18 protein-coding genes are annotated in these 22,351 nt (G+C 66.8%); 9 read left to right on the forward strand and 9 right to left on the reverse strand.

What is annotated here, in order from left to right:
- Positions 1 to 455 precede the first annotated feature (455 nt).
- Complete coding sequence (locus BU204_RS11630) at positions 456 to 995, reverse strand: hypothetical protein (protein ID WP_143229454.1); 540 nt, start codon at positions 993 to 995, stop codon at positions 456 to 458.
- 178 nt (positions 996 to 1,173) lie between these two features.
- Between BU204_RS11630 and BU204_RS39060 the strand changes: the two genes are divergently transcribed.
- From BU204_RS39060 to BU204_RS11650, 3 genes are all read left to right on the forward strand, one after another.
- Complete coding sequence (locus BU204_RS39060; protein ID WP_143229455.1) at positions 1,174 to 2,199, forward strand: hypothetical protein; 1,026 nt, start codon at positions 1,174 to 1,176, stop codon at positions 2,197 to 2,199.
- A 346-nt stretch (positions 2,200 to 2,545) separates the two neighbouring features.
- Positions 2,546 to 3,349 carry a hypothetical protein gene (locus BU204_RS11645; RefSeq protein WP_075125644.1) on the forward strand — a complete coding sequence of 268 codons (804 nt, stop codon included), beginning with the start codon at positions 2,546 to 2,548 and terminating at the stop codon, positions 3,347 to 3,349.
- 29 nt (positions 3,350 to 3,378) lie between these two features.
- Positions 3,379 to 4,536, forward strand: a complete 1,158-nt coding sequence (locus tag BU204_RS11650) for a helix-turn-helix domain-containing protein (protein WP_075125645.1) — start codon at positions 3,379 to 3,381, stop codon at positions 4,534 to 4,536.
- 302 nt (positions 4,537 to 4,838) lie between these two features.
- Here BU204_RS11650 and BU204_RS11655 read toward each other — a convergent pair whose 3' ends face one another.
- Both BU204_RS11655 and BU204_RS39065 read right to left on the reverse strand, forming a co-directional pair.
- Complete coding sequence (locus tag BU204_RS11655; RefSeq protein WP_075125646.1) at positions 4,839 to 5,774, reverse strand: hypothetical protein; 936 nt, start codon at positions 5,772 to 5,774, stop codon at positions 4,839 to 4,841.
- Complete coding sequence (locus tag BU204_RS39065; protein WP_143229457.1) at positions 5,771 to 6,154, reverse strand: hypothetical protein; 384 nt, start codon at positions 6,152 to 6,154, stop codon at positions 5,771 to 5,773. Before BU204_RS39065 ends, BU204_RS11655 begins: the two co-directional genes overlap by 4 nt.
- Positions 6,155 to 6,308: 154 nt before the next feature.
- Here BU204_RS39065 and BU204_RS11660 point away from each other — a divergent pair, with 154 nt between their 5' ends.
- From BU204_RS11660 to BU204_RS11670, 3 genes are all read left to right on the forward strand, one after another.
- Complete coding sequence (locus tag BU204_RS11660; protein WP_158073444.1) at positions 6,309 to 9,650, forward strand: CHAT domain-containing protein; 3,342 nt, start codon at positions 6,309 to 6,311, stop codon at positions 9,648 to 9,650.
- 656 nt (positions 9,651 to 10,306) lie between these two features.
- The gene (locus BU204_RS11665) at positions 10,307 to 10,789 is read left to right on the forward strand and encodes a hypothetical protein (RefSeq protein ID WP_143229458.1); all 483 of its coding nucleotides are present in this window, start codon (positions 10,307 to 10,309) and stop codon (positions 10,787 to 10,789) included.
- A gap of 281 nt (positions 10,790 to 11,070) precedes the next feature.
- On the forward strand, positions 11,071 to 11,502 hold the full coding sequence (locus tag BU204_RS11670; RefSeq protein ID WP_075125649.1) for a DUF6292 family protein: 432 nt from the start codon (positions 11,071 to 11,073) through the stop codon (positions 11,500 to 11,502).
- 97 nt (positions 11,503 to 11,599) lie between these two features.
- Here BU204_RS11670 and BU204_RS11675 read toward each other — a convergent pair whose 3' ends face one another.
- The 4 genes from BU204_RS11675 to BU204_RS11695 all read right to left on the reverse strand — a co-directional run bounded on the left by BU204_RS11675 (position 11,600) and on the right by BU204_RS11695 (position 14,727).
- Positions 11,600 to 12,043 (reverse strand): protein-tyrosine phosphatase family protein, encoded by a 444-nt coding sequence (locus tag BU204_RS11675; RefSeq protein ID WP_075125650.1) that lies wholly within the window; start codon positions 12,041 to 12,043, stop codon positions 11,600 to 11,602.
- Complete coding sequence (locus BU204_RS11680) at positions 12,040 to 12,624, reverse strand: CGNR zinc finger domain-containing protein (RefSeq protein WP_075125651.1); 585 nt, start codon at positions 12,622 to 12,624, stop codon at positions 12,040 to 12,042. Before BU204_RS11680 ends, BU204_RS11675 begins: the two co-directional genes overlap by 4 nt.
- A gap of 294 nt (positions 12,625 to 12,918) precedes the next feature.
- On the reverse strand, positions 12,919 to 13,557 hold the full coding sequence (locus BU204_RS11690) for a transposase (RefSeq protein ID WP_075125652.1): 639 nt from the start codon (positions 13,555 to 13,557) through the stop codon (positions 12,919 to 12,921).
- A 66-nt stretch (positions 13,558 to 13,623) separates the two neighbouring features.
- A complete protein-coding gene (locus BU204_RS11695) occupies positions 13,624 to 14,727 on the reverse strand; it encodes a serine hydrolase domain-containing protein (protein WP_075125655.1) in 1,104 nt (367 codons plus the stop codon).
- Between the two features lie 107 nt (positions 14,728 to 14,834).
- On the opposite strand from BU204_RS11695, the gene BU204_RS11700 reads away from it, so the two are divergent.
- The 3 genes from BU204_RS11700 to BU204_RS11710 all read left to right on the forward strand — a co-directional run bounded on the left by BU204_RS11700 (position 14,835) and on the right by BU204_RS11710 (position 18,862).
- Positions 14,835 to 17,552, forward strand: a complete 2,718-nt coding sequence (locus BU204_RS11700) for an AAA family ATPase (RefSeq protein ID WP_075125656.1) — start codon at positions 14,835 to 14,837, stop codon at positions 17,550 to 17,552.
- 200 nt (positions 17,553 to 17,752) lie between these two features.
- Entirely contained in the window at positions 17,753 to 18,055 is a 303-nt protein-coding gene (locus tag BU204_RS42245; RefSeq protein ID WP_198942844.1) for a dihydrofolate reductase family protein, read from the forward strand.
- 27 nt (positions 18,056 to 18,082) lie between these two features.
- Positions 18,083 to 18,862 carry a maleylpyruvate isomerase family mycothiol-dependent enzyme gene (locus tag BU204_RS11710; RefSeq protein WP_075125657.1) on the forward strand — a complete coding sequence of 260 codons (780 nt, stop codon included), beginning with the start codon at positions 18,083 to 18,085 and terminating at the stop codon, positions 18,860 to 18,862.
- A gap of 721 nt (positions 18,863 to 19,583) precedes the next feature.
- On the opposite strand, the gene BU204_RS11715 is transcribed toward BU204_RS11710, so the two are convergent.
- Both BU204_RS11715 and BU204_RS11720 read right to left on the reverse strand, forming a co-directional pair.
- Positions 19,584 to 21,284: an FG-GAP repeat domain-containing protein gene (locus BU204_RS11715; protein WP_075125653.1), complete on the reverse strand. Its 1,701-nt coding sequence runs from the start codon at positions 21,282 to 21,284 to the stop codon at positions 19,584 to 19,586.
- A gap of 29 nt (positions 21,285 to 21,313) precedes the next feature.
- Positions 21,314 to 22,351 (reverse strand): FG-GAP repeat domain-containing protein (locus tag BU204_RS11720; protein WP_143229459.1); only part of this gene is annotated, 1,038 nt, incomplete at its 5' end.

Here is a 22,351-nt window from a genome sequence, read left to right on the forward strand (position 1 = left end):
GGTGGGTGATACCCACCGCCCACCACCCTGCCGATGGTTGTCAAGGATTCACGTCTCTTTATCGGAGCTCAGCTGGTACATGCCGTCACTCCGGAAGAATCTCGAGCCCCTTTGCGTCCACCGCTGCTACGCCGCGACCACTGCCTGCGTGCCAGCGGGCGCAGCGCTTCGTGGGTGGGTCTCATTCGTTCGGAGGCGTTCGTGGAGCTAGCCGTAAACCGCCGACCTGCGGAACACCTCCATGCGAGAGTGCCGAAGAGTGTTTCGCAGATCTTGATAACTGGAGACCTTGACGGGTCCGGAGTCAATCCCTCCGCCTCCATATATCTTGACCAGCGGAAACGGCGGCCAGACCGCGAGGAGCGATCCGGCCGCCGTCCGTCTGGGTCTCATTCAATCACCTGGCCCTGACCACGAGCAGCGGTGGCGAGCGTGCTCGCCACCGCTGCTTCGTGTCAGTTCTGCGGGCTGGCTTCGGAGCCGTTCCACGGGCCGTACCCAGCCTTGGCCTTGGAGGCCGGGAAGACCGAGGTCTGGCCCGGCTCAGCGAAGTGCTTGACGTGCACATCGGTGATGCTGCGGCCGTCACCGACACCCCGCATCTGGTAATACGTCTCGTCGCTGTAGTTCTTGGCTGCCGTGATGGTCCGGTCGGCACCGACCCAGCGCCCGTCACTTCGCTTGGTGCTGATCCGGAGGTGGATGTCTGTTCCGAGGTCGAGCCACCTGCCGTCGAGGTGGACGATGTGCTTGGCCGCGACCCAGCCACCACACCGGTGGAGTATGGACTCCACCGTGATGTAGTAGGGCTTAATCCCGACTACGTTATGGTCCGGCTGGGACAGGGCGTAGCCGATCGGCTGGCTCCTCGTCATGCAGTTGTCGATCGACGGCCTCGCACTGGCCGGGGTTGCGTCCAGGACAGAGACGCCGACAACGGACGCGCCTACCACGACGACACCTGCGACGCGGCGGCCCCAACGGGGACGGTTCATCCTAGTTCCTTCCGGTTCGTCTAGTCATTCCTCGAGACGAGCGGCGCGAGGGCGCTTCATCCGGAACCCCAGCATGTGCCTCCTGGCCAGCAATAACCGAGCGAGTCGCGACGAGTCGCCATGCTCGCCTCGCCGACCAGGGCGGTAGTACAACGGCTCGTGCACACCGTGAGTCAAGATGGTCGCCGTGCCATCTGCGATCAGAGAACTGTGGCGAGTTGTTGACACGTTGCGTGGCCAGGCGGACAACCCCAAGGCGCCGACGATTCACAAAGCAGGGTTAACGCATCTCAGGGTGGAAGTCCCGGCATCCACGATCCGCGGGTGGATCGGGGAGAAAGACCGGCGGACAGGAGAACTCCGACGACGGGTACCCCGCGACGAAGAGCAGTTTATTGCCGTGATCACAGTGCTTCGACTGCTGGCGCTGAAGCGGGCCGGGAATCCCCTCGGCGACCGGGCGCCGATCACCCTGTCTACCACGGAGAAGAACGATTGGCTGTCACGGCTGCGCGCCGCCAAAGCAGAGGAAGACGCGACGACCCAGGACGACGTGGCCAGTCATGGCAGGACAGCGGACCCCGCGCAAGAGCAGGAGTCACCGTTGTACGAAGAGCAGGACGTGCCTCAATCTCCCTACCCAGAGCGCAGGCCACCTCGACGAACACACGTCCCCGCCGCGGCATGGGTCACTGCGGACCTGGCCGTCGCGGTGGTCGCGGTCATGGTGCTGACGTTGCTGCTGAGCATCGACGATCCACCCGTTTACTACACTCAAGGCAAGGTTCCGACCAGTTCAGGGCAGCTGTCGGACGGTGGCCCCGTGGTCGCGTGCCCGACAGTGACTACCAACGAGCCGGATCTGGTCATCGAGGCCGAGGGCGACGTCGCGTTCGCGGAGTACTACCGGAAGAACAACCTGTTCCTCGTCTACGACAACGCGCCGGACGGCAACTCCGCGATCTTGCAGCTGACCGCACCGAGTGGTTCACGCACCGACTGGTACAACACCAAGGGTCACACCTGCAACGGCCGCAAACGCCCCAAAGCCATGGTCGTCGGCAAGGTGGAGCACCAGGACCTGGCAGCAGCCCGCGTCTGCGTGGGTGAATGGGGCGACCGCGGCCGAGTTCCCCCGGAACACTGCGGAAAGATGGTCCACCTCCCGTCCGCCGACCAGAACGCGGGCGAGGCGGGAAGCTGACCGTCGTTCCCCGAGATCACGCAGTTGGTACTGGAGGAGCACTCACCGGAGTAGAACCGACCGACGGTGGAGAGTCGGAACCTGGTCTCGGACATATGTGGTTGAGGTAGTGGGCCACGTGCTCAGCGACCGGCCGGAACCACCAGCCTCCTGGCGCTAGCTCTCGGAACCAGACCAAGTGTCCTATCCGGTGCAGCAAGGCCCGACTCATCCGCACAGCAGTCTGGTCCTGGGGTGCGCATCCTGGCGCTCTTCACTCGCCCTGACGGTGCGTTTGAAGGTCCCGACACGCCGTAAGGGTTGAGTCTGGCACGTCAAATACTGGTAGTGGTGTACCTTCAGCGCCGTGAGCGAACAGCAAGATGTTATCGGGGAGCTCGGCGATGCTGAGGTCTTGGCTGGCGTGCGCTGGGCATACCTGTCAGCCACCACCCGGTCGCTGGAGACCTACTCGGAGGCCGACGGCCACGACGCCGCCTGGCTAGGAAACACGCGATACACGCTGTTCCGCGACCGTCTTGACCGCGTCTTCGCGTGCGAGCGCTACGCGGTGCGCTCTGGCAATGACGATGCCGATCTTGATCTGCTGTACGACCAGCTGTCCAAGCGGGACATCGATACCATGCCGCGGCTGGATGCAGGACTTGTACGGCGAGTCAACCTCAACGGCAGTCCTGGCTGGGCGCACAGCGAACGTCGGTTCCTGCTCGCGTCGAGTGCCTTCGGCCAGGTGGACCAGATGCCCTGGCCACAGAAGAGCCCGACGAAGCAGCGCGTCGCCCGCCAGCGCAACCCGGAACCGTCGCAGCCCTCGCTCTTTGAAGACCTCGCGTTCGAAGAGATCGGCGGATTGGAGGCCATGGCGACAGCTGAGCAGGACCCCGACCTCACGACCTATGTGGTCGCCCACAGCCTCGACCCGCTCAGTCAGCAGATCGAGCTGATCTTCGGTCGTCCCCGGCTGAACACCGGCGGCGGCCAGGCGTGGCATTGGAGGCAGAACCTCCTGGGCACTCCGCCGGCTGGCGGTGGACGCCGTAGGGACAGCACTCCGCTGCCGACCGGACCCAATACGGTGCTGGACGCACCTGTTCGCCTGCGTCGACCCGCAGAAGAGCGGCGCGATGATCACGCCCGTGGTGAACAGTGAGCTCTCGCAGGCCCAGTGCAGATCGGGCGATGGAAGTCGTCCCCTTCTTCGACGGAGCCCGCCTGACACTAGCCAGACATCTGGCGGGTCTCCGCAAGAGCGATCTCGCCGCGCTGGTGGACAAGAGTGCGACAGCCGTCGCGGCGTGGGAGTCCGGTGCAAAGCGACCTACAGCCGTCACAGTGGCGCAGCTGGCGTTGGCCTTGTCGGTCGATCCAGGGTTCTTCGCTGTACGCCCGGAGGATGTGGCTGCCCTGAGCACCACCCCGCACTTTCGCTCTTTGCGTTCCACCAGCCAGCTGGCCCGCGACCAGGCGTACGCCTATGGGCAACTCGCCGTGGACATCGCCACTAGCCTGGAGCGACACGTCGAATTTCCAGATCCGGGCATACCTAGTCTGTCGGTATTTGCGGATGATCAGAACGGGGATGGCCCCGAGCGCGCCGCGCGGCTCGTCCGCAGGGAGTGGGGCATGGAAGCCGGCCCCGCCGGGCATCTTGTCCGACTGCTGGAGAACCACGGCACGCTCGTGGTGTTCAGCCCACCTCAGACAGCCTCGGTCGACGCCTACTCATTCGACAGCAAACTGCGGCCCGTCGTGATTCTCAATCCGATCAAGCGGGACTACTACCGTCAGCGGTTCGATGTGGCGCATGAGCTGGGACATCTGGTAATGCATGCCGACGCCGAGCCGGGGGGACGCATCGTGGAGGACCAGGCGCATCGCTTTGCTGCTGAGCTGTTGATGCCCGCCGACCAGGTCCGTGACCTCTTGCCGGTCACCATGGGCGGCAACGTGTGGCGAACGCTAGCCCGGCTCAAAGAGCAATGGGGCGTCAGCATCCAGGCTCTGCTGTACCGCGCCCGGTGGCTAGGGCGACTAAGTGACGTGTCGTACCGCAACGCCATGACGACAATTTCTGCTCGTGGTTGGCGCCGTAACGAACCAGGGCTGGTTAGCGCGATCGAACAGCCGTCCCTGCTGCCGAGGGCCGTGGAGCTGCTGTCACAAGAAGGTATTGACGAGGTGCACCTGGTCGCACAGTGCCGCGTGCCGCCGGATTTGTTCCGCGTCATTACAGCACGTGCACCCGAAACTGAACCAACTGCGCCAGTTGAAACGTCGGTAAGCCCGCATTCTGCAAGTGACCGGGTGGTTTCACTGCTGGAGCGACGCCTCCGATGAGGATGGTGGGCACAAGCTGCCCTTCGGGACGCGCTCCGCAGGCGGATTCTGATGCTGTCGACGAGCTACAGAACCGGCGGTCGCATATCCTGGAGGTAGACGAAGAGGGCGACGACGGATAACAAGGCAAGCCTGCGGTTTCGCCTTGCTGGTCAGAAAGCGAAGGCGAGGAGGAAGAGGAGCAACCACCTTCCGGTCGATCGTCCTTGGTGTGTTTAGTCTGGCCACGCGCAATGACCGTTTGATCGGTGGTCCTTGTTTGTTGTCACTCCTGACATGCGCCTATGCCGTTACGGGCAACTTCAATGGTTGACGTTGGTTCCTGGAGCTCGCAGCGCCTGCTTGTGGAGGTGAGAGTTGATTGTGTAGCCAACTTCGGGGTCGGGCGGGTTGAGTTTCTCGGCGAGGGTGTGGGTGTGGAAGTCAGCGGCTGTCTCGATGAGGAGGCAGAGAGTGTTGGTGGCAGTGCGGACTCGAACCAGACTGGTAGCCGCAGTGGCAAGGGAGATTAGGACGACGGGCCACCAGTGCAGGGCCGGCAGGAGGTAGAGGAAGGCCCAACTGGTGAGAGTACTGCTGGTGACGTAGGCCGTTTGAGTAGTAGTGATGTCGGTGCGGAGGTTGTCGGGAAGCACAGTCCAGAGTCGGGGCCAGGCGACCGTGAGATCCAGGCCGTGAGCGCGGTAGATGCGCTTGGTGGTGGACTGCCACCGATCGCCGATCCACGTGGGCCGACTGGGAGGTTCGAGACTGATGGCATCGCGAAGGGCCAACGTCTCCGCGAGAGCAGGGCTGGCGGTAACGACTGGTTGCTTGTCGGATCCAGTTGGATGGGCACCAGCGGACGTTGTGATCGCGTTGAGGACGAGTTGGTCGGCTTGCTGGTTGCGTATGTTCCAGCGGTGGCGTCGCCAGGTGATGAGCCATCGGGCAGGTCGGCGTCGGCCAGGTAGAGTCCAGACGCGGCGGATGAAGACTCCAATTCCAGCGGCGACTATGCCAGCGCCGATGCTGGATAGGAGGAACCCGACCAGCAGTGCGATGATCACGGGCGTGGTGAAGGGTGTTGAGGTCCGGGCACTGATTGCCTCGATCAGCGGCTGAACGCTGGTGGGAGCGGCGTGGTTGAGGTGGATGGCCGCCAGCAATGTGGCCGTCCACAGCAAACCGGGTAGGACGAGGAGCGCGAGCCAGCGCTCGGCGGCTTTCTTGCCGAGTTCATCCAAGAACCCGCTCATCCGCTGACCACCCGTATCTGTTCCAGCGCATCTCCGGTCAGTCCACAGGTCGGCGCCGTCGACCCGCCGACCTGACTGCGGCCGCAGGCCCGCTGGTGGGGGCATCTCCACGCTTCTACCGACCGATAGCCGGGCAGGCCGGTCGGCAGGGGTCGGTACTCCCGACTCCCACTGGTGACCGGGTCCAGGCCGAGGTGATCGGCGATCAGATCAATCCGGTCCAGCAGGCCTGTCAAGGCCTGCGGATCTGCGCCTGCCAGGACTGCCTCGTACAGAGCGTCCCACTCTTCGACGTTGACACCGCCTTGCGTTAGAACGTCCTGCAGGGTGGCATCCCGTGCCAGCCTCTCACAGAGTTGCGAGATGCGTTCCGTCCCCATGGGTGCTGCCCCTTGTCTCCAACTACGGGCGCTGCCAGCGCGTGTTCGACGGCCCGGTCTCCACGGGTATCGGTTGTCGGCGGCTCACCGTAACCGATCGAGCGGTCTGGCCGACGTGTCGTGTAAGAGTGACTCCGTTCGGGAAGGGGCAGGCGTGGCCGGGGATCGGAAGGGACACCTCGATCGTGACGCGGCGATCAACGCACTGAGGAACGAGCTCAACCGGGTCGTATCGGGAGTTGATCCCACCGCAGTGCTGACTCCGGAATTGACAACCCTAGCCGCCACAGTCGTTGATATCGCAGTATCAAGTATTCATGAGGATCTGGAAGCTCGTCATGTACTGGGGTGGTGGCACTGGCTGCGCTATCTCGCCCTTCCCGTCGGGGAGGATCAGACCGACCTTCGGCTCGCCGTCAGTCTGCTGGCACCCATCGCCGCAGTCAACCCGAAGGCTGTGCCGCCTGAGCTTCTTTCCCATTACTCCCGAAGCGCCCTCGACGAGCAGATCAGCCGCGCCGTGGAGTTGGCACGCGCCTACGAGTACACGCGTGACCTGAAAACTCTTGATCAGGCAGTGGCCTACTTCCGCCAGATTGCCGACGCCAGCTCCGTCGGCTACCCCAGCCGCAGCGGTGCCCTGTCCAACCTCGGCAATGTCCTGTTGACCAGGTTCGAGGGCACTGGAGAACTATCGGCCCTTGACGAGGCCGTCGATGTGGCCCGGCAGGCCGTAGCTGCTAGCGTCGAAAACGATCCCAACCGTAGCCTGTATCTTTCCAACCTCGGACTCATCCTGAAGAGGAAGTTCGAACACACGGGGGGCCTGGCGATTCTCGGTGAGGCCATTCACGCCCACCGGCAGGCGGTGATCGCCACCCACGACAACGACCCCAACCGTGGCGACTATCTGTCCAACCTGGGTAGTGCTCTGCACAGGTTGTATGAGCACACTGGTCAGCGGGCGGTTCTAGATGAGGTCATCCATGCCCACCGGCAGGCGGTGGCCGTCGCACCCGACAGCCACTCCAACCGCGTCGGTTACCTGTCCAACCTCGGTAATGCCCTGCGGAGCCAGTTCGAGTCCACCGTTGATTTGGCCGTTCTCTCTGAAGCCATTGACGTTGCCCGACAGGCGATGGCGGGCGCCCCGGACAATTATCCCGACCGTGCCACTCTCCTATCCAACCTCAGCGGTGCACTCCACAGGTTGTATGAGCGCAGCGGGGAGCTGGCGGTCCTTAACGAGGCGATCGATGTCGGCCGACGAGCGGTGGCGGCCGCCCCGGACAACTACCCCGACCGGTCCAGGTGGCTGTCGAATCTCGGAACCGCTCTATATAGGCGATTCGAACGAGGCGGAAACCTCTCTGGTCTCGCTGAAGCCGTCCTGTTCCTCCGGCAGGCGGTGGCCGCAGTCCCGAGAAACCACCCCAACCGCAGCGCCTACTTGTCCAATCTCAGCGGTGTTCTGAACAAGCAGTTCGAACGCACGGGGGACGTCAACGCCCTCTCCGAAGCCATTGATGTCGCCCGCGAGGCTGTGGACGCTGTCAGCGGCAACGACCCTCACCGCGGCGACTACCTGTCGAATCTCGGCGGCGTCCTGTTAACCCGATTCGAGCGTTCCGGAGACGTCACGCTCCTCCGCGAGGCCATCCGGGCCAGACATCAGGCGGTGACTACCACCCCAAACAATCACCCCAACCGCGGCAGTTATTTGTTGAGCCTCGGCGTCACGCTGTTGAGGCAGTTCGAGCGCACCGGAGAGCTGGCCGTACTCAACGAGGCTCGAGGGTGGTTCACGAATGCCGCGCAGGAGACGTCTGGAGCGGTGGACGTGCGTGTAATGGCTGCGCGGCGAGCTGTCGATGCGGACTTGCTTGCTGGCAATCTCGATCACGCGTTGGAGATGGCGGAGCTCGCGGTGCGACTGCTCGGGCTGGTGGCGCCGCGACGGCTGCGCCGGTCAGACCGTCGGCATAGGATCACCAGCCTTACGGGGTTGGCATCCACAGTGGCCACCGCCGCCCTGGCTGCTGGACGCAGCGATCGCGCTGTGGAATTGCTGGAACAAGCGCGCGGATTGCTGATCGCGGACACACTCGACACACGAGGAGACGTCAGCTCACTCCAGCGGTATGCACCCGACCTAGCTGCGGAATTTGCGGTTCTCCGTGACGCCATCGACGAGCTCGACCACAGCGACACCCCGACGCTCGCCACCACCACGACGGAAGAGGACTATCAGCAGCAGGTGCAGACGCGAGAACGCATTCTCGGCGACTGGGAGCGGCTTCTCGGCCGAATTCGGAGCGTCCCCGCCCTGTCTGGATTCCTGCTACCGCCCCCCATTCAACAGCTTCAGCACGCTGCGGCCCACGGCCCGATCGTATACATCGTCATCCACGCTCACGGTAGCCACGCCATCATCCTAAGGAATGATCCCAACCAGCCCACGCACCCCATCCCGCTCCCGGGCCTCACCCAACTGTCTGCCGGCGACTGCACTCACCTGCTGCGCCACGCTCACCACACGGCCACTGATCGTGACAGCCCTGCAAGCAATCAGATCGCGGCCCAAGCACAGATTCTCAAGGTGTTCGGCTGGCTGTGGGACGTCATCACCCAGCCAGTCCTTGATCACCTTGGCTACTGCGCCACGCCGCTAGAAGGACGTCAGTGGCCCCGGATCTACTGGTGCCCCGTGGACGTGGCCACCTTTTTCCCGCTGCACGCAGCCGGATACCACCCTGGCCGAGACGACATCAACACCGGCCGCATCGTTCCCACAGCTAGCACCGTGATAGACCGAGTGATCTCCTCGTACATACCCACTACCCGCGCGCTCCTCCACACCCTCGCGCGCCGTCCACCTGCTAGTGCTAACCGCGCCTTGATCGTCGTTGTACCCGATGCTCCCGGCGTTAACCGTCTTCCCGGGGCCGCTGCCGAGGCCAGTCGTCTTTCCCAACTCATCCCCGGCGCCACCACCCTTTCTCCGCTTGGTCAGGTCGCCACTCACGAGGCAGTACTCGCTGCCCTACCTGACCACGCGATCGCACACTTTGCCTGTCACGGTCTCGCTGACTGGACCGACCCAGCCACCAGCAGGCTCATCCTTCATGACCACCACACCCGTCCCTTCACTGTCGCCGACGTAGCCAAGCTCCGTCTCACCCAGGCCAAGCTCGCCTACCTCTCTGCGTGTAGCACTACCGACACCAACCCCCAACACACTGACGAAGCCACCCACCTCACCGCCGCCTTCCAACTCGCCGGTTACCGCTCTGTCATAGGCACCATCTGGCCCATTAATGACACCGCTGCGGCCGCCATCACCAACCACGTCTACACCCACCTCACGAACACCAACGCCAGCGCGCTTGAGCCCGACCACGCCGCTGAGGCCCTGCATCAGGCCACCCGACTCCATCGCAACACTCACCCGAACCAACCGACGCAATGGGCTGCCCACATCCACACAGGCCACTAGAAGTGAAACCATGTAGAGAAGGCACGAGCCTCCTGGTCCTTGGCATCCTTGATGGTCACTTTGAGTGACAGGAGTAGTGCTGTCGACAGGTAGAGCGCGTTGCTCGGCGTCACCGCTGTGGCAGCCGTTGACGCGTTGCGGCGAGGGTCTCTTTTCGGGTCTCATTCACCTCGGCTCGCCGCGGTTCGCAGAGCCGATGAGAAGCGGTCTGACCTGGTCTATGTAGGTCGATGGATTTCTCTGAACGTGGTTGCGTAGATCTTGAAAACAGGAGACCTTCACGGGTCCGGGGGTTCAAATCCCTCCGCCTCCGCATAGCCTGACCAGCGAAGACGGCGGTTGGAGCGCGACAACCGATTCGACCGTCGTCCGCCTGGGTCTCATTTGAGTGCCCGGAGCAGCGTGTTGACCTGAGCAGAGATGCTGTCCCGGCGGCGTGCAGCCGAGCGTCCCGACCTCGGCTTCGCGGAGTAGCGCCTTGAGTGCGACACGACCCCCGAGGCGACTCGGTCATCCAGAAGCACAGCCCGCCTGATGTGCCGATCAAACCGACGTATGGAGACGGATGTCCCGCATGTGAGCTGTCCTCCCCAAGGATGAGTGATCTCCCTCTGGCAGGGGAGGATCCCGCAGCCGAGCGTGGAGATCCTTGGGCCATGAACAAGACGTGTAGAACAGTGCTCGGTACCCTGACCGCGGCGTTGGCGATGCTGACCACAACCGGCGCGGCGACCGCCGACGTCGAGGCCGCACCGAGTGTCGCGGTGCTGGGCAGCGCCGAGAAAGAGATTCACGACCCGTACTCGGTATTCGAGTTCTCGGTTCACGCGCGGGGAGATGGCCGCTCGGGTGAGGGCGTGCTATGGATGTCGCACCACAACGACGAGCTCGTCGGCTGGATGGTTGCCAGGGTCGACTGCGTTCGATCCGTAGGCTCGCGGGCTGTCGTGACGGCCGTCGTGAGCGACGCTCAGGACTTCGCACCGGCGGCCCCGGGCGATTCGATCGCCTTGACCGTGCGCGACAACGGCGGGCAGGACACCCTCAGCGTCGCTTCGCGAGAGCAGGTGACGACGTGTCACATGTCGCGAGAGCAGGAGTTCCCTGTTACCAGAGGCGACTTCCGGATATTGCGTTGAACACGCGCGGGATCATCGGCTGCCATACCTCGAGCGGTGGGAGACCAAATCGGGCTACCTCTTCTCCGAGCGGGTTAGCCATCCGCTGATCCCTATGACGGGCGAGCACGAACCTGCGGCGAGCTGGAGCTCGGTCCGCGATCGCATGGCAGGGCACGGTCCACATCCCGCGGCTCGTGCGGGTACTGGTGACGCACCACTTCACCTGGCCGCCGCAACGGATCCGTGGGTTAGGCATCGGGACCGTTGCGGCGTCGGAGCCGCGTTGGGAGGATGCACCGGTGGCCTCCTCCGGCGTCCAACACATGGGTTACGTGCGAGCGGTCGCCGCCGCCCTGAAGGCAAGCGGCATGGAGGTCGGCATGTGTCGGAACCAGTCGGCCGGTGACCCGGCGAAGCGCTCGGCGGCGATGTTCCTTTACACCCTCCAGCCCTGGGACGGCTGGAAGTACGCCGCCGAAGTCACGCTGGAATGGGACGAGGAACTCGGCTGGACGATCATGGCCGCGCACTCTCTCGGGCCCCCACATGGCTGGACGGAGGCGCGTTACGGGCTCGGTGTGGACGTCGTCGCCGCGCCGGCTGACGTGGTGGCACGGATCGACGAAGGGTTCGACAGCCGGGCGCCGGAGCCGGGCCCGCGACCCCAGCGCAGGGCCACCGACCATAACCCGCGCCTGGAGCAGGTACTGGCCACCTACCAGTCCACCTGAACCACGACAGAGAAAGCGGCGTTGCTGGCGGCCAATCCCTTCCGCGTCGAGGAGGGAGACTGTCTCGGTCAGCCGGTGTTCCGCTGGGCGCATGGCGTTATTCAGATGGGAACCGAAGTATCCATCGTCGTTGCCAGGGGGTCTCGACCGCTCGGGGATTGTGGTGCTGGCGAGACCAGGCGACGGCCTGCGGCGGGTCGACTCCGGCCAGAACCGCGAGGCAGGCGAGGACGGTGCCGGTTCGGCCGATGCCGCCTCCGCAGGCGACTTCGACGGCCTCGCCGGCGCGTGCGCGGTCGTGCAATGCTCGGATTTCCCGGACGGCGGCGTCGTGGTCGCGGGGTAGACGGAAGTCCGGCCACTCCAGCCAGGTGTGCGGCCAGCCCAGGGTGGCGTCGTGCTTGCGGCGGAGTCGATGGGAGCCCAGGTACAGGCCGAAGTCCGGGGCGGGCCCCGCCGGGAGCGGGTGGCGTAGGCCCCGCCCGCGGACCCAGGAGCCGTCCGGCAGCTGGATGCCGCCGGCCAGGGGTGCATCGCTCATCGGACTACGCTCCTCACCTGCTGGCGAGCACGGTGGTTGGCAACATTGACGCGGTTGCCACACCGTTCCGGCATGCAGTAGCGCCGACGTCCGGCCCGGCTCGTGTCCGCGAACACGCCGCGGCAGCCCGACGCCTCGCACGCCCGGAAGCGGCCGTGGCCGAGCACCCGGACCACGCCGAGCAGGCCGACGCCCACGAGCGCGGCCAGCTCGTCGGCCAGCGGCGCGCCAGGAGCGGTGGGGACGTGCCACTGCCACCGGTCCTCGACGTCGCGGCGCAGCGCCGGGGCGAGCGCGGCACGGCGGGTCAGCACGTGCGCACCCGCGATGGCCTGGTCCTCCGTCTCGGTCTCCAGGATCCCGCGCACCTCGCGGCGGAGCAGGTGGACCTGGAACAGATCTTCGGCGGTCGGCGCCAGGTCCGTGACGGCGTCGAGTCGCAGGCCGTGCTCGGCCAGGAACTCCGTGAGCGACTCGGGGGTGGGCAGGCCGTCTCCGTCGGTCCGTACCGTCGGGGAGGTGTTGACCAGGTCCGTCGCCACGGTGGCACCGGTTGGGTAGTCGATCAGGGGTATGTCCACACGCCCTCCTGTAAGGCTTATTCGAAGAGTACAGCTATTACCTCCTGGTGATCAAGGTGGCGCCGCTGGTCCGTTTGAGCGGCCGACGGACCGAGCGAGGCCGGACCTATGCTCGACACGACGTTTGGGCGATGACCGGGGATGCTGAGCGCTCGGACCAGCTGGCGGGGGTCGACGGTGTGGTTTGCCGACGACGCCGTAGACCGGCGGGACGGCGTCGATCAGCTGAGTGACGTCGTTGCGATGGCCGCCGGTCAGGGTGACGGCGAGCGGGATGCCCGGGGGTGTCGGCGATCAGGCGGCGGTTGGACCCCCGTTGGCGCCGGTCAACCGGGGTGAGTGGAGTCGGCCAGGGCTACGGACAGGCCGAGCAGGCCAGCGCTGGGCAGTTCGGCGATCCGGGTAGGTCCCTTTCGTCGGTGGACGGCCGGCGCCGACCACCTCGGCGATACCCGAGACCGCCTGGTCCGGCCGGACGCTGGTGAACGCCGAGACCGCATCGCGTAGGTCAGGCTCCCGGTCGGTCAGCCCTTGCCGGGACGCGGCCGCATCGCCGTAGATGGAGTCGGCCACCACTGGGTGTCGCGGCAGGGCCGGTGTGATCCACCTTTGAGGGCACGTAGGTGGGTGGAGCCGATCAGGGCCGCGCAGGTCGAGCAGCCCGGCCCTGCGCAGTTCGGCGAGCAGTCGCTCGTGCAGTTGTTGCCAGACGCCGGCCTCGTACCACTCGGTCGACCGGCGCCAGCAGGTGGCGGCCGAACAGGTTGGTGGGCAGCCGATCCAGCCGATACCGGTGCGCGCCACGTACAGATTGCCTTCGAGCGCGGCCCGGTCGTCGGCTCGCTTGCGGCCGGGGTAGCGGAAGCGCCTCGGGTGCGCCGGGATCAACCGTTCCAGTCGTGCCGACAGCTCGTCGGTCAGGACCTCACGCACGACGTGATCTCAGAACATCCCGCGTCACAGGCAAAGCCGACACACCAGCCCATTCTGAACTGACGACTAACGGCAGAAGGCCGTCACCCCTATGGACACGATCGCCGGGGCAGGTGGGTCCTGTTGGTACGGGTTCAGTGACAGAACCAGGGACTTGCCCTCACCGTCGGTCAGCGCGAAGGTCAGGTAGCCGATCAGCTGGCCGGTGTGTCCCCAGACCGGCTTGGGCCCGTCGGCGCAGGGGAGAGTGAACTCCTGTAGCCCCAGGCCGTAGCGGAACAGAGGATCGGCCGGTGTCGTGCGTCGCATCTCGGACAGGCTTGTCTGGCTCGTCAAACGGCCCTTGAGCAGGGCCGTGACGAACGTTGTCAGGTCCTCGGTAGTGGAGACCATCTCGCCCGCCGCCCAGTCCAGGGACGGGTCCATCTTCGTGGCGTCCACGATCGTCGGTGGACTCGTGGGCAGTGGTTCGTAGCCGTGGGCGTGTGGTGCGGGTAGGGACGCGCGATGGCCTGGGACGCTCGTGTGATCGAGGTCGAGTGGGCGGAGAATCCGTCGCTTCACCTCCTCGCCGTACGGTCGGCCGGTCAGCTTCTCGATGAGCAGTCCGGCCACGATGTAGTTGGTGTTCGAGTAGCGCCACAGCTCGCCCGGGGCGTCGTCCGCGTCGGCAGTGAACGCGACATCGATCAGCTCGCTCGGGGTGTAGTCGTCGAAGCGTGCGTCGCCGCGCCAACGATTGGTGGAGTAGCCGGGTTCGCTCATGTAGTCGTGCAGGAGGCTGGTGTGCTGCAGGAGCTGTCGGACGGTGATGCGCCCGCCGTCGGGTACGACATCCGGTAGGTGACGATCGATCGGGTCGTCCAGGGCCAGTCGCCCCTCGTCGACCAGCTGCAGCAACACTGTGGCCACGAAGGTCTTGGTGACGCTGCCGATCCGGAAGTGTCCGTTCGGGTCGGCAGGTTTCCTCGTGGTCAGGTCTCTGACGCCTACGGCCTCCGACCACTCGGCCTCTCCGTCGTGAACGTGGATCAGCCCGGCCGTGATGAACTGGTCGTTCACCAGACCGATCAGTTGGTCGTGCAACTCCGACGCCGGTGTGTCCGGTGTGGACGGTGCGAGGCCGGGACTGATGGCGAGGGCGGTGGACAGGATCGCGTTCAGGAGCATGGTCACGACGCTATTCCGGGATGGTGTGGCGAACCACGAGGTTCTCCGCAGAATCGACCTGCGGAGAACCGCAGCTCTTATTGCGGAGAACCGCGATGGTCGGCCGTATGCGAGGGCGTAGCGTGCCGGTTGTGATAGTTGGACGCTCTGCGGAACAGGCGCGGATCAACCGCCTCGTGGCCGATGCGAAGGACGGCCGCAGCCGATCGCTGGTACTGCGCGGGGAGGCCGGGATCGGCAAGACGGCGCTGCTCGACTATGCGGAAAGCGTCGCCGGCGGAATGCGGGTACTGCGGGTGGTAGGCATCGAGTCCGAGGCCGACGTGGCGTACGCCGCCCTCCAGTTGATGTTCATGAGCGAGCTCGACCGATTGGACGCGTTACCCGACGCGCAGGCGGAGGCGCTCATGGCCGCGTTCGGAGCGAGCAGCGCTCCGGTCGAACGAGGGTTGCCAGGTGCGGCAACCTTGTCGCTGCTCTCCGAGATCGCCGGCGACCGGCCGCTCCTGTGCATACTCGACGATGCCCAGTGGTGCGACCAGTCGTCGATCGACGCCCTGCTCTTCGCCATCCGCCGCCTGTCCGCCGACCCGGTCGCGACCATCTTCGCCGCCCGGGACGGGGAGCGCCCGTTCCCCGCCCCCGGCTTGGAGAGCATCACGCTCCCACGGCTGGGCGCCGCCGACGCCGCTCGTCTCGCGGGGGCCGTCGAAACCTTGCCGAGCGACGTGACCGATCGGATCGTCGCTGAGTCCGGCGGTAATCCGCTCGCCATCGTCGAGCTGGCGGCCCATGCGACCGAGGTGCCCGCGGTCCCGGCGCCGGTCACGCCGCTGCCAGCCGCGGGACGGCTCGAGGAGCACTTCCGTCGACAGGTGCGTGCCCTCGGTGAGCCGACCAGGACAGTCCTGCTGGTCGCCGCGGCGGACCACGGGTCCGCACTGCCGACCCTCATCGCCGCCGCCGCGGAGCTCGGGGGCGAGGCCGCCGACTTCGAGCCGGCCGAGCGGAGTCGGCTCGTCCACGTGACCGCTGACGGGGCGGTCTTCCGCCATCCCCTGATCAGGGCGGCCGTCTACCAGGACGCGTCCTTCGCCCGCCGGGGCGCCGCGCACCGGGCGCTTGCCCGGGTGTTGACCGATCCCCGCGACGCCGACCGGCGCGCCTGGCACGTCGCGGCGGCAGCCGTCGGGCCGGACGACGCGGCCGCGGACGGCTTGGAGCAGGTAGCGGCCCGGGCGACGGGCCGAAGCGCGTCGGCGGCCGCGGCGCAGGCCCTCGACCGGGCGGCCCAACTGACCAGCGCAGCCGCCGTCCGCGGCAGACGACTGGTGGCCGCCGCGCGGGCGGCCTACGACGCCGGGCAGGCCGACAGAGCCGTCGAGTTGGCGGTCGCCGGCGCCGAGCTGAGCGTCGAGCCCGGTGAGGTGGCGGAGGCTGGCTGGATCTGCGCTCAGGTGGCCTACGAGCGCACATCACCGGCGGAGGCATCCCGCATCGCCCTGGAAGCCGCCGACCCGGTGCTCGTGACCGAGCCTGACCTCGCTGTCTCGATCCTCACCGAGGCCGCCTGGTGCGCGCGCGACGCGGCGGACACAGCGCTTCTGCGTGCCTGCGCCGAGCGGCTCCGAGCAATCCCGGACGGTCCCACCCGGCTGATCGACGGGCTGGTGGGCTTCGTCGAACTGCTGTGCGGGGATGCCGCGGAGGCGGTCGAGCCGATGCGCCGCGCGTTCATCGCCGCCCGGGACAATGCGGGCAAAGCCACCCTGGAGCGGTTGAACGCCGCGTTCATGGGGTTGCTGATCGGCGAGGACGACTCGGCCGTGGCGATGCTCGACGCCCACGTCGCGGAGCTGCGCAGCCAGGGAGCGTTGGGCTGGCTGCCGTACGCCCAGGAGCCGCTCGTGCTCGCGCAGATGGTCACGGGCAGGCTTCGCGACGCGGACGGCAACGTCGCGGAGGCGATAGCGCTGGCCGAGGAGCTGGGTCAGGAGCTCGAGGTCGTCGTCCTCTCCGCGACAGCGGCGTGGCTCGCCGCGGCCCGCGGAGACCATGCCCGGGCCGAGCGGATGGCGGCGCTCGTCCTCGACGACTCGCGCAAGCACGGGATGGCGGCCGCGCAGGCCACCTGGGCGCTCGGGCTGGTCGACCTCATGCGGGGCGACCCCCAGCGGGCGCTCGAGCGGCTCGAGAGCGTCTGCGAGGGTTCGTCCGGTCGCGACATCATGGTGCGCGCCGTCCCGGATCTGGTCGAGGCCGCGGTGCGGGTCGGCGACACCGATCGCGCCCGACGGGTCCTGCCAGGCCTGATCGACTGGGCGACGTACACCAAGAGTGCGGTACCCCGAGCCCTCCTGCTGCGAGCTGATGCGCTCCTCGACGACGACGGCGACGGCGATGCGGACCGGTGCTTCGAGGAGTCCCTGGCGACCGAGCGCTGCGGGCCCTACGACCAGGCGCGGACACGACTGGTCTTCGGTGAGTGGCTCCGCCGGCACCGCCGCCGCACCAAGGCCAAGGAGCAGCTTCTGAAGGCGCACGAGACGTTCGACCGGATCGGCGCCCATGGCTGGCTCCCGCGCGTGCGCGCCGAGCTGACCGCTCTCGGCGAGTCCGCTCCGGGGGACGCCGACGCCGGAAGCATCGGCGGCCTCACCCCGCAGGAGCTGCAGGTGGTGCGGCGCGCCGCCGTGGGCATGAGCAACCGGGAGATCGCCGCCGAGCTGTTCCTCAGCCCACGCACGGTCGGCCACCACCTCTACCGGGCCTATCCGAAACTTGGCGTCAGAAGACGGGCGGAGCTGGGGCAGCTCGCCCTGTGAAGGCTCGTGCCCACCAGTCATTCAACCGATGCGGACGCACCCGTTCGACTCATAGGTTCACTGGCATGGGCAAGTCGTTCTTCACCACCAGACCACCCTCAACGGCGCCTTCGAGGCGCCCACCCCCGAGGAATGGCTGGAGCTCGACGCCGACAGCGGCGACGCCGGCCTCGAACAGCTGATCCTGGCCGACGCGCCGTCTGGCCGCACCTCGGCGAGGACCCGACGATGGGCTACTACGCGGAGCGCATCAACAGCAGGCCGTCGCCGAACTCAAGGAGAAGCACGCAGGCAACCTGATCGTCTCCGGAGGCGGGGAGCTGGCACACACCCTCGCTCAGCAGGGGCTGGTCGACGAGTTCTGGTTCTGGGTGAATCCGCAGCTTTGGCCGGCCGGGCCGCGGATCCTCGATGGTGTGGGCCCGATCCGCCTGCAGCTGGTCGCGGCCACGCCCTGTCGATCCGGAGTCGTCTGGTTGCGCTACCGGCCGGTCGCGGCCTGAGGAACGGAGCACGTGGAGATGCAGCAGATGGACACGACCGCATACCTGAACGCCGTCGTCGAACAGACGAGCACGTTGGCCGACTGGGTGGACGGCGGGGATGCTACGACCCCGGTACCGACCTGTCCGAAGTGGACATTGGCGGATCTTGTGGACCACGTCGGCGCGACCCAGCGCATGGTCGCGATGATCGTGGGACAGCGGATGACGGAGCCGAGCAGTGCGTTCGCCGGCTACGTTCCGGCCCCGAGCGATTCGACCCAGTGGCGCGCCTGGCTGAACGGATGCGCCGCCGAGGCGAGACAGGCGTTCGAGTCGGTCGCCGACGACACGCCGGTGTGGGATCCGTCCGGTGACGCCGCGGGCGTGCCGTTCTGGTCACGTCGGCTGTTCGGCGAGGCCTGCGTGCATCGCGCGGACGCTGCCGCGACGCTCGGGACGCGGTACGAGCTGGCGCCGGAGCTCGCCGTTGGGGCCATCGAGGACTGGCTGGACACGATGACGTCCCGCGGCTACTGGGAGAACAGACCGGACTTCGCCACTGCGATGCGCGGCGACGGCCAGACCCTGCATTTCCACGCAACCGACGCGTCCGGGGAGTGGCTGGCACGGCGGGAACCGGACAGGGTCGCCCTGGAACGCACGCACGGCAAGGCAGACGTCGCGGTCCGCGGCTCGGCCGCCGAACTACTGCTCGTGGTCAGCCGGCGTCGCCCGCTGGGTTCGGCAACTACGTTGGAAGTCCACGGGGATCGCGCACTGCTCGACCACTGGATCGAACACATGGACTGGGTCACCGACGCCTGACGCGATCCTCCGGGGCGAAGGATCTGGCAGCGAACCATCCTGCGCGAACAGGGCTCCGGTGTGGCTGCGGCGGTTGGCGATGCGGCACGCGCCGCGCCGGCGAGGACTGAGCATCAGACACCGAGTAGCAAACGGAGAAAGTTCGCCTGCTTGCCGCAGTGTTTGGGTCAAAGTTGCAATATCCTGACAAAATTTCTTAGCGTGGAGAAACATCAGAAGTTTTCGCCGGGGAAGCGCGGAGACTTGACGAGGTAACGAGACCGTCGGCCATCGCCGTTGTGGCCGCAAAGGACAGCGCTACGACCGAGGCGAACCGATAGACGGCGGGACGTGCCACGAGATGCCAAACTGCCTCTGGTCCGTCTATGCCGGATTCTCGAACCCGAGGCAGCAAACGCCGTTTGTGGCATCGGCTGGTTCGACCGAGGTCTCGGCTACTCCATTCTGCCGACGGAGGTCACTGAGGTGAGATGTCCGAAAAGCCCTGTCACCTCAGAACGACGCCCAGACGGAGTGAGTACCAGCCAGGCAGGTGAGACGGATCGACAGGGAGCGGCAACCCGGGGCATGCTGAACGTGCCGCCCCCGCCAGTGCGGGGGCGGTCCATATTCCGCCACTCGCGCAACCGGGAGGCCCGCGGCGCCGGAACCTTCCGCGAATGAACGTGGCGCCGTGTCAGCGAGGGCTTGACACGGCGCCACGTCCGGGGAGGCACTCCTCTCAGAGAAGCATCTCCGTCATACCGCCCCAGCCATGGCTGACCTTGGTCTGGGACCGCCAGGTGGCCTCGCCGTTGACCGACCCGGAGTGCGGGTACAGCAACAGGTCGCCCGACGCCGTCCGGCCGACGAGGTCGGACCAGCCGTCACCTGTGACGTCGGCCAGGAGGACGGCTGTCATGCCGCCCCAGCCGTGGCTGACCTTGGTCGGGTTCCACCATGTTGCTTCGCCGTTGACCGTGCCGGAGTGCGGGTAGAGCAACAGGTCACCGGATGCGGTGCGGCCGATCAGGTCCGGGCGGCCGTCGCCGGTGGCGTCGCCGAGCAGGACGGCTGTCATGCCGCCCCAGCCGTGGCTGACCTTGGTCGGGTTCCACCATGTTGCTTCGCCGTTGACCGTGCCGGAGTGCGGGTAGAGCAACAGGTCACCGGATGCGGTGCGGCCGATCAGGTCCGGGCGGCCGTCGCCGGTGGCGTCGCCGAGCAGGACGGCTGTCATGCCGCCCCAGCCGTGGCTGACCTTGGTCGGGTTCCACCATGTTGCTTCGCCGTTGACCGTGCCGGAGTGCGGGTAGAGCAACAGGTCACCGGATGCGGTGCGGCCGATCAGGTCCGGGCGGCCGTCGCCGGTGGCGTCGCCGAGCAGGACGGCTGTCATGCCGCCCCAGCCGTGGCTGACCTTGGTCGGGTTCCACCATGTTGCTTCGCCGTTGACCGTGCCGGAGTGCGGGTAGAGCAACAGGTCACCGGATGCGGTGCGGCCGATCAGGTCCGGGCGGCCGTCACCGGTGACGTCGCCGAGCAGGATCGTGGTCATGCCGCCCCAACCGTGGCCAACCTTGGTGTGGGACCGCCACGTTGCCTCGCCGTTGACCGACCCCGAATGCGGGTACAGCAACAGGTCGCCCGACGCCGTCCGGCCGACGAGGTCGGACCAGCCGTCGCCCGTCACGTCTCCGAGCAGCATCGCGGTCATGCCGCCCCAGCCGTGGCTGACCTTCGTGGGCGAGCGCCAGGTGGACTCGCCGTTGACCGACCCGGAGTGCGGGTACAGCAACAGGTCGCCCGACGCCGTCCGTCCGATCAGGTCCGGTCGCCCGTCGCCGGTCACGTCCGCCAGCCCGCCGAGGGTGTCGACGATGATCTGGGCATCGCCGGCCTCGGGCTGGTAGCGCGCGGGAAACGCCGACACCTGAACCCGTTGGCACACTTCGCCGATCGGCGCCGTCTGCCAGGAGTTGTTGGGATACTCCCTGATCATCTTGTTGAGGAACGCGTTGGTGGCCCAGACCGGGTCGGTCCGCTGCGCGGCCGATCCCCACGATCCCCGTTGCTGGAACAGGCCGAGGCTGTCGTGGTCGACCGCCGTCGCGTAGTTCTGCAGGCCACTCTCGACGATCGCCGTCGTGATGGCGATGACCGCTGCCCTTTCGGACAACCCGCGGGAACGTCCGGTTTGGACGATCATCCGAGCGCACGAGACGCGGTAGGCGGTCATCGCCCCTTTCATCTTGGCCCGCAGCCGGCCGTTCAGCACGGTCGCGAGTGCCGCGTCGCTCTGGGTCGGCGCACCACCGCACGGCGCGAAGCTGACGGCCATGCCCACCGGCGGCGAAGGCTCCGCCACCGCGTTCGGCGTCCCCACCAACGCGAGCACCGCGGCGACACCGGCGCTGGCGAGGATCCTGACCGGACGCCGCATTCCGCGTCGCCCCTGCCCTGGGACGGCGCTCACAGGAGCACAGCCGTCATGCCGCCCCAGCCGTGGCTGACCTTGGTGTTCGAGCGCCAGGTGGCTTCGCCGTTCACGGAGCCGGAGTGCGGGTAGAGCAGCAGGTCACCCGACTGGGTGCGACCGACGAGGTCCGACCAGCCGTCACCGGTGACGTCGGCGAGCAGGATCGCGGTCATCCCGCCCCAGCCGTGGCTGACCTTGGTCGGGTTCCACCAGGTGGACTCGCCGTTCACCGAACCGGAGTGCGGGTACATCAACAGGTCACCCGAGGCCGTCCGCCCGATCAGGTCGCGGCGCCCGTCGCCGGTGACGTCGTCGAGCATCATCGCGGTCATGCCGCCCCAGCCGTGGCTGACCTTGGTCGGGGTCCACCAGGTGGCCTCGCCGTTCACGGAACCGGAGTGCGGGTAGAGCAGCAGGTCACCCGACTCGGTGCGACCGACGAGGTCCGAGTAGCCGTCACCGGTGACGTCGCCGAGCAGCATCGCGGTCATGCCGCCCCAGCCGTGGCTGACCTTGGTCGGGTTCCACCAGGTGGACTCGCCGTTCACCGAACCGGAGTGCGGGTACATCAACAGGTCACCCGAGGCCGTCCGCCCGATCAGGTCGGGGCGCCCGTCGCCGGTGACGTCGCCAAGCAGGATCGAGGTCATGCCGCCCCATCCGTGGCTGACCTTGGTCGGGTTCCACCAGGTGCCCTCGCCGTTCACGGAACCGGAGTGCGGGTAGAGCAGCAGGTCGCCCGAGGCGGTGCGGGCGACGATGTCCTTGTGCCCGTCGCCGGTGACGTCGCCGAGCATCATCGCGGTCATGCCGCCCCAGCCGTGGCCGACCTTGGTCTGGGTCCACCACGTGGACTCGCCGTTGACCGTGCCGGAGTGCGGGTAGAGCAGTAGGTCGCCCGATTCGGTCCGCCCGAGCAGGTCCGACTTCCCATCGCCGGTCACGTCGCCGAGCAGGACCGCTGTCATGCCGCCCCAGCCGTGGCTGACCTTGGTGTTCGACCGCCAGGTGGCTTCGCCGTTGACCGTGCC

This window comes from Actinophytocola xanthii (assembly GCF_001921205.1).
Taxonomy (GTDB): domain Bacteria; phylum Actinomycetota; class Actinomycetes; order Mycobacteriales; family Pseudonocardiaceae; genus Actinophytocola; species Actinophytocola xanthii.

Excerpts from the sequence above, each read along its gene's own strand:
- BU204_RS11630 (WP_143229454.1), bottom strand. The coding sequence starts at position 995 with ATGAACCGTCCCCGTTGGGGCCGCCGCGTCGCAGGTGTCGTCGTGGTA.
- BU204_RS11700 (WP_075125656.1), top strand. The coding sequence starts at position 14,835 with ATGCGAGGGCGTAGCGTGCCGGTTGTGATAGTTGGACGCTCTGCGGAA.
- BU204_RS11650 (WP_075125645.1), top strand. The coding sequence starts at position 3,379 with ATGGAAGTCGTCCCCTTCTTCGACGGAGCCCGCCTGACACTAGCCAGA.
- BU204_RS11695 (WP_075125655.1), bottom strand. The coding sequence starts at position 14,727 with ATGCTCCTGAACGCGATCCTGTCCACCGCCCTCGCCATCAGTCCCGGC.
- BU204_RS39065 (WP_143229457.1), bottom strand. The coding sequence starts at position 6,154 with ATGGGGACGGAACGCATCTCGCAACTCTGTGAGAGGCTGGCACGGGAT.
- BU204_RS11665 (WP_143229458.1), top strand. The coding sequence starts at position 10,307 with ATGAACAAGACGTGTAGAACAGTGCTCGGTACCCTGACCGCGGCGTTG.
- BU204_RS11655 (WP_075125646.1), bottom strand. The coding sequence starts at position 5,774 with ATGAGCGGGTTCTTGGATGAACTCGGCAAGAAAGCCGCCGAGCGCTGG.
- BU204_RS39060 (WP_143229455.1), top strand. The coding sequence starts at position 1,174 with ATGGTCGCCGTGCCATCTGCGATCAGAGAACTGTGGCGAGTTGTTGAC.
- BU204_RS11710 (WP_075125657.1), top strand. The coding sequence starts at position 18,083 with ATGGACACGACCGCATACCTGAACGCCGTCGTCGAACAGACGAGCACG.
- BU204_RS11675 (WP_075125650.1), bottom strand. The coding sequence starts at position 12,043 with ATGAGCGATGCACCCCTGGCCGGCGGCATCCAGCTGCCGGACGGCTCC.
- BU204_RS11715 (WP_075125653.1), bottom strand. The coding sequence starts at position 21,284 with ATGCGGCGTCCGGTCAGGATCCTCGCCAGCGCCGGTGTCGCCGCGGTG.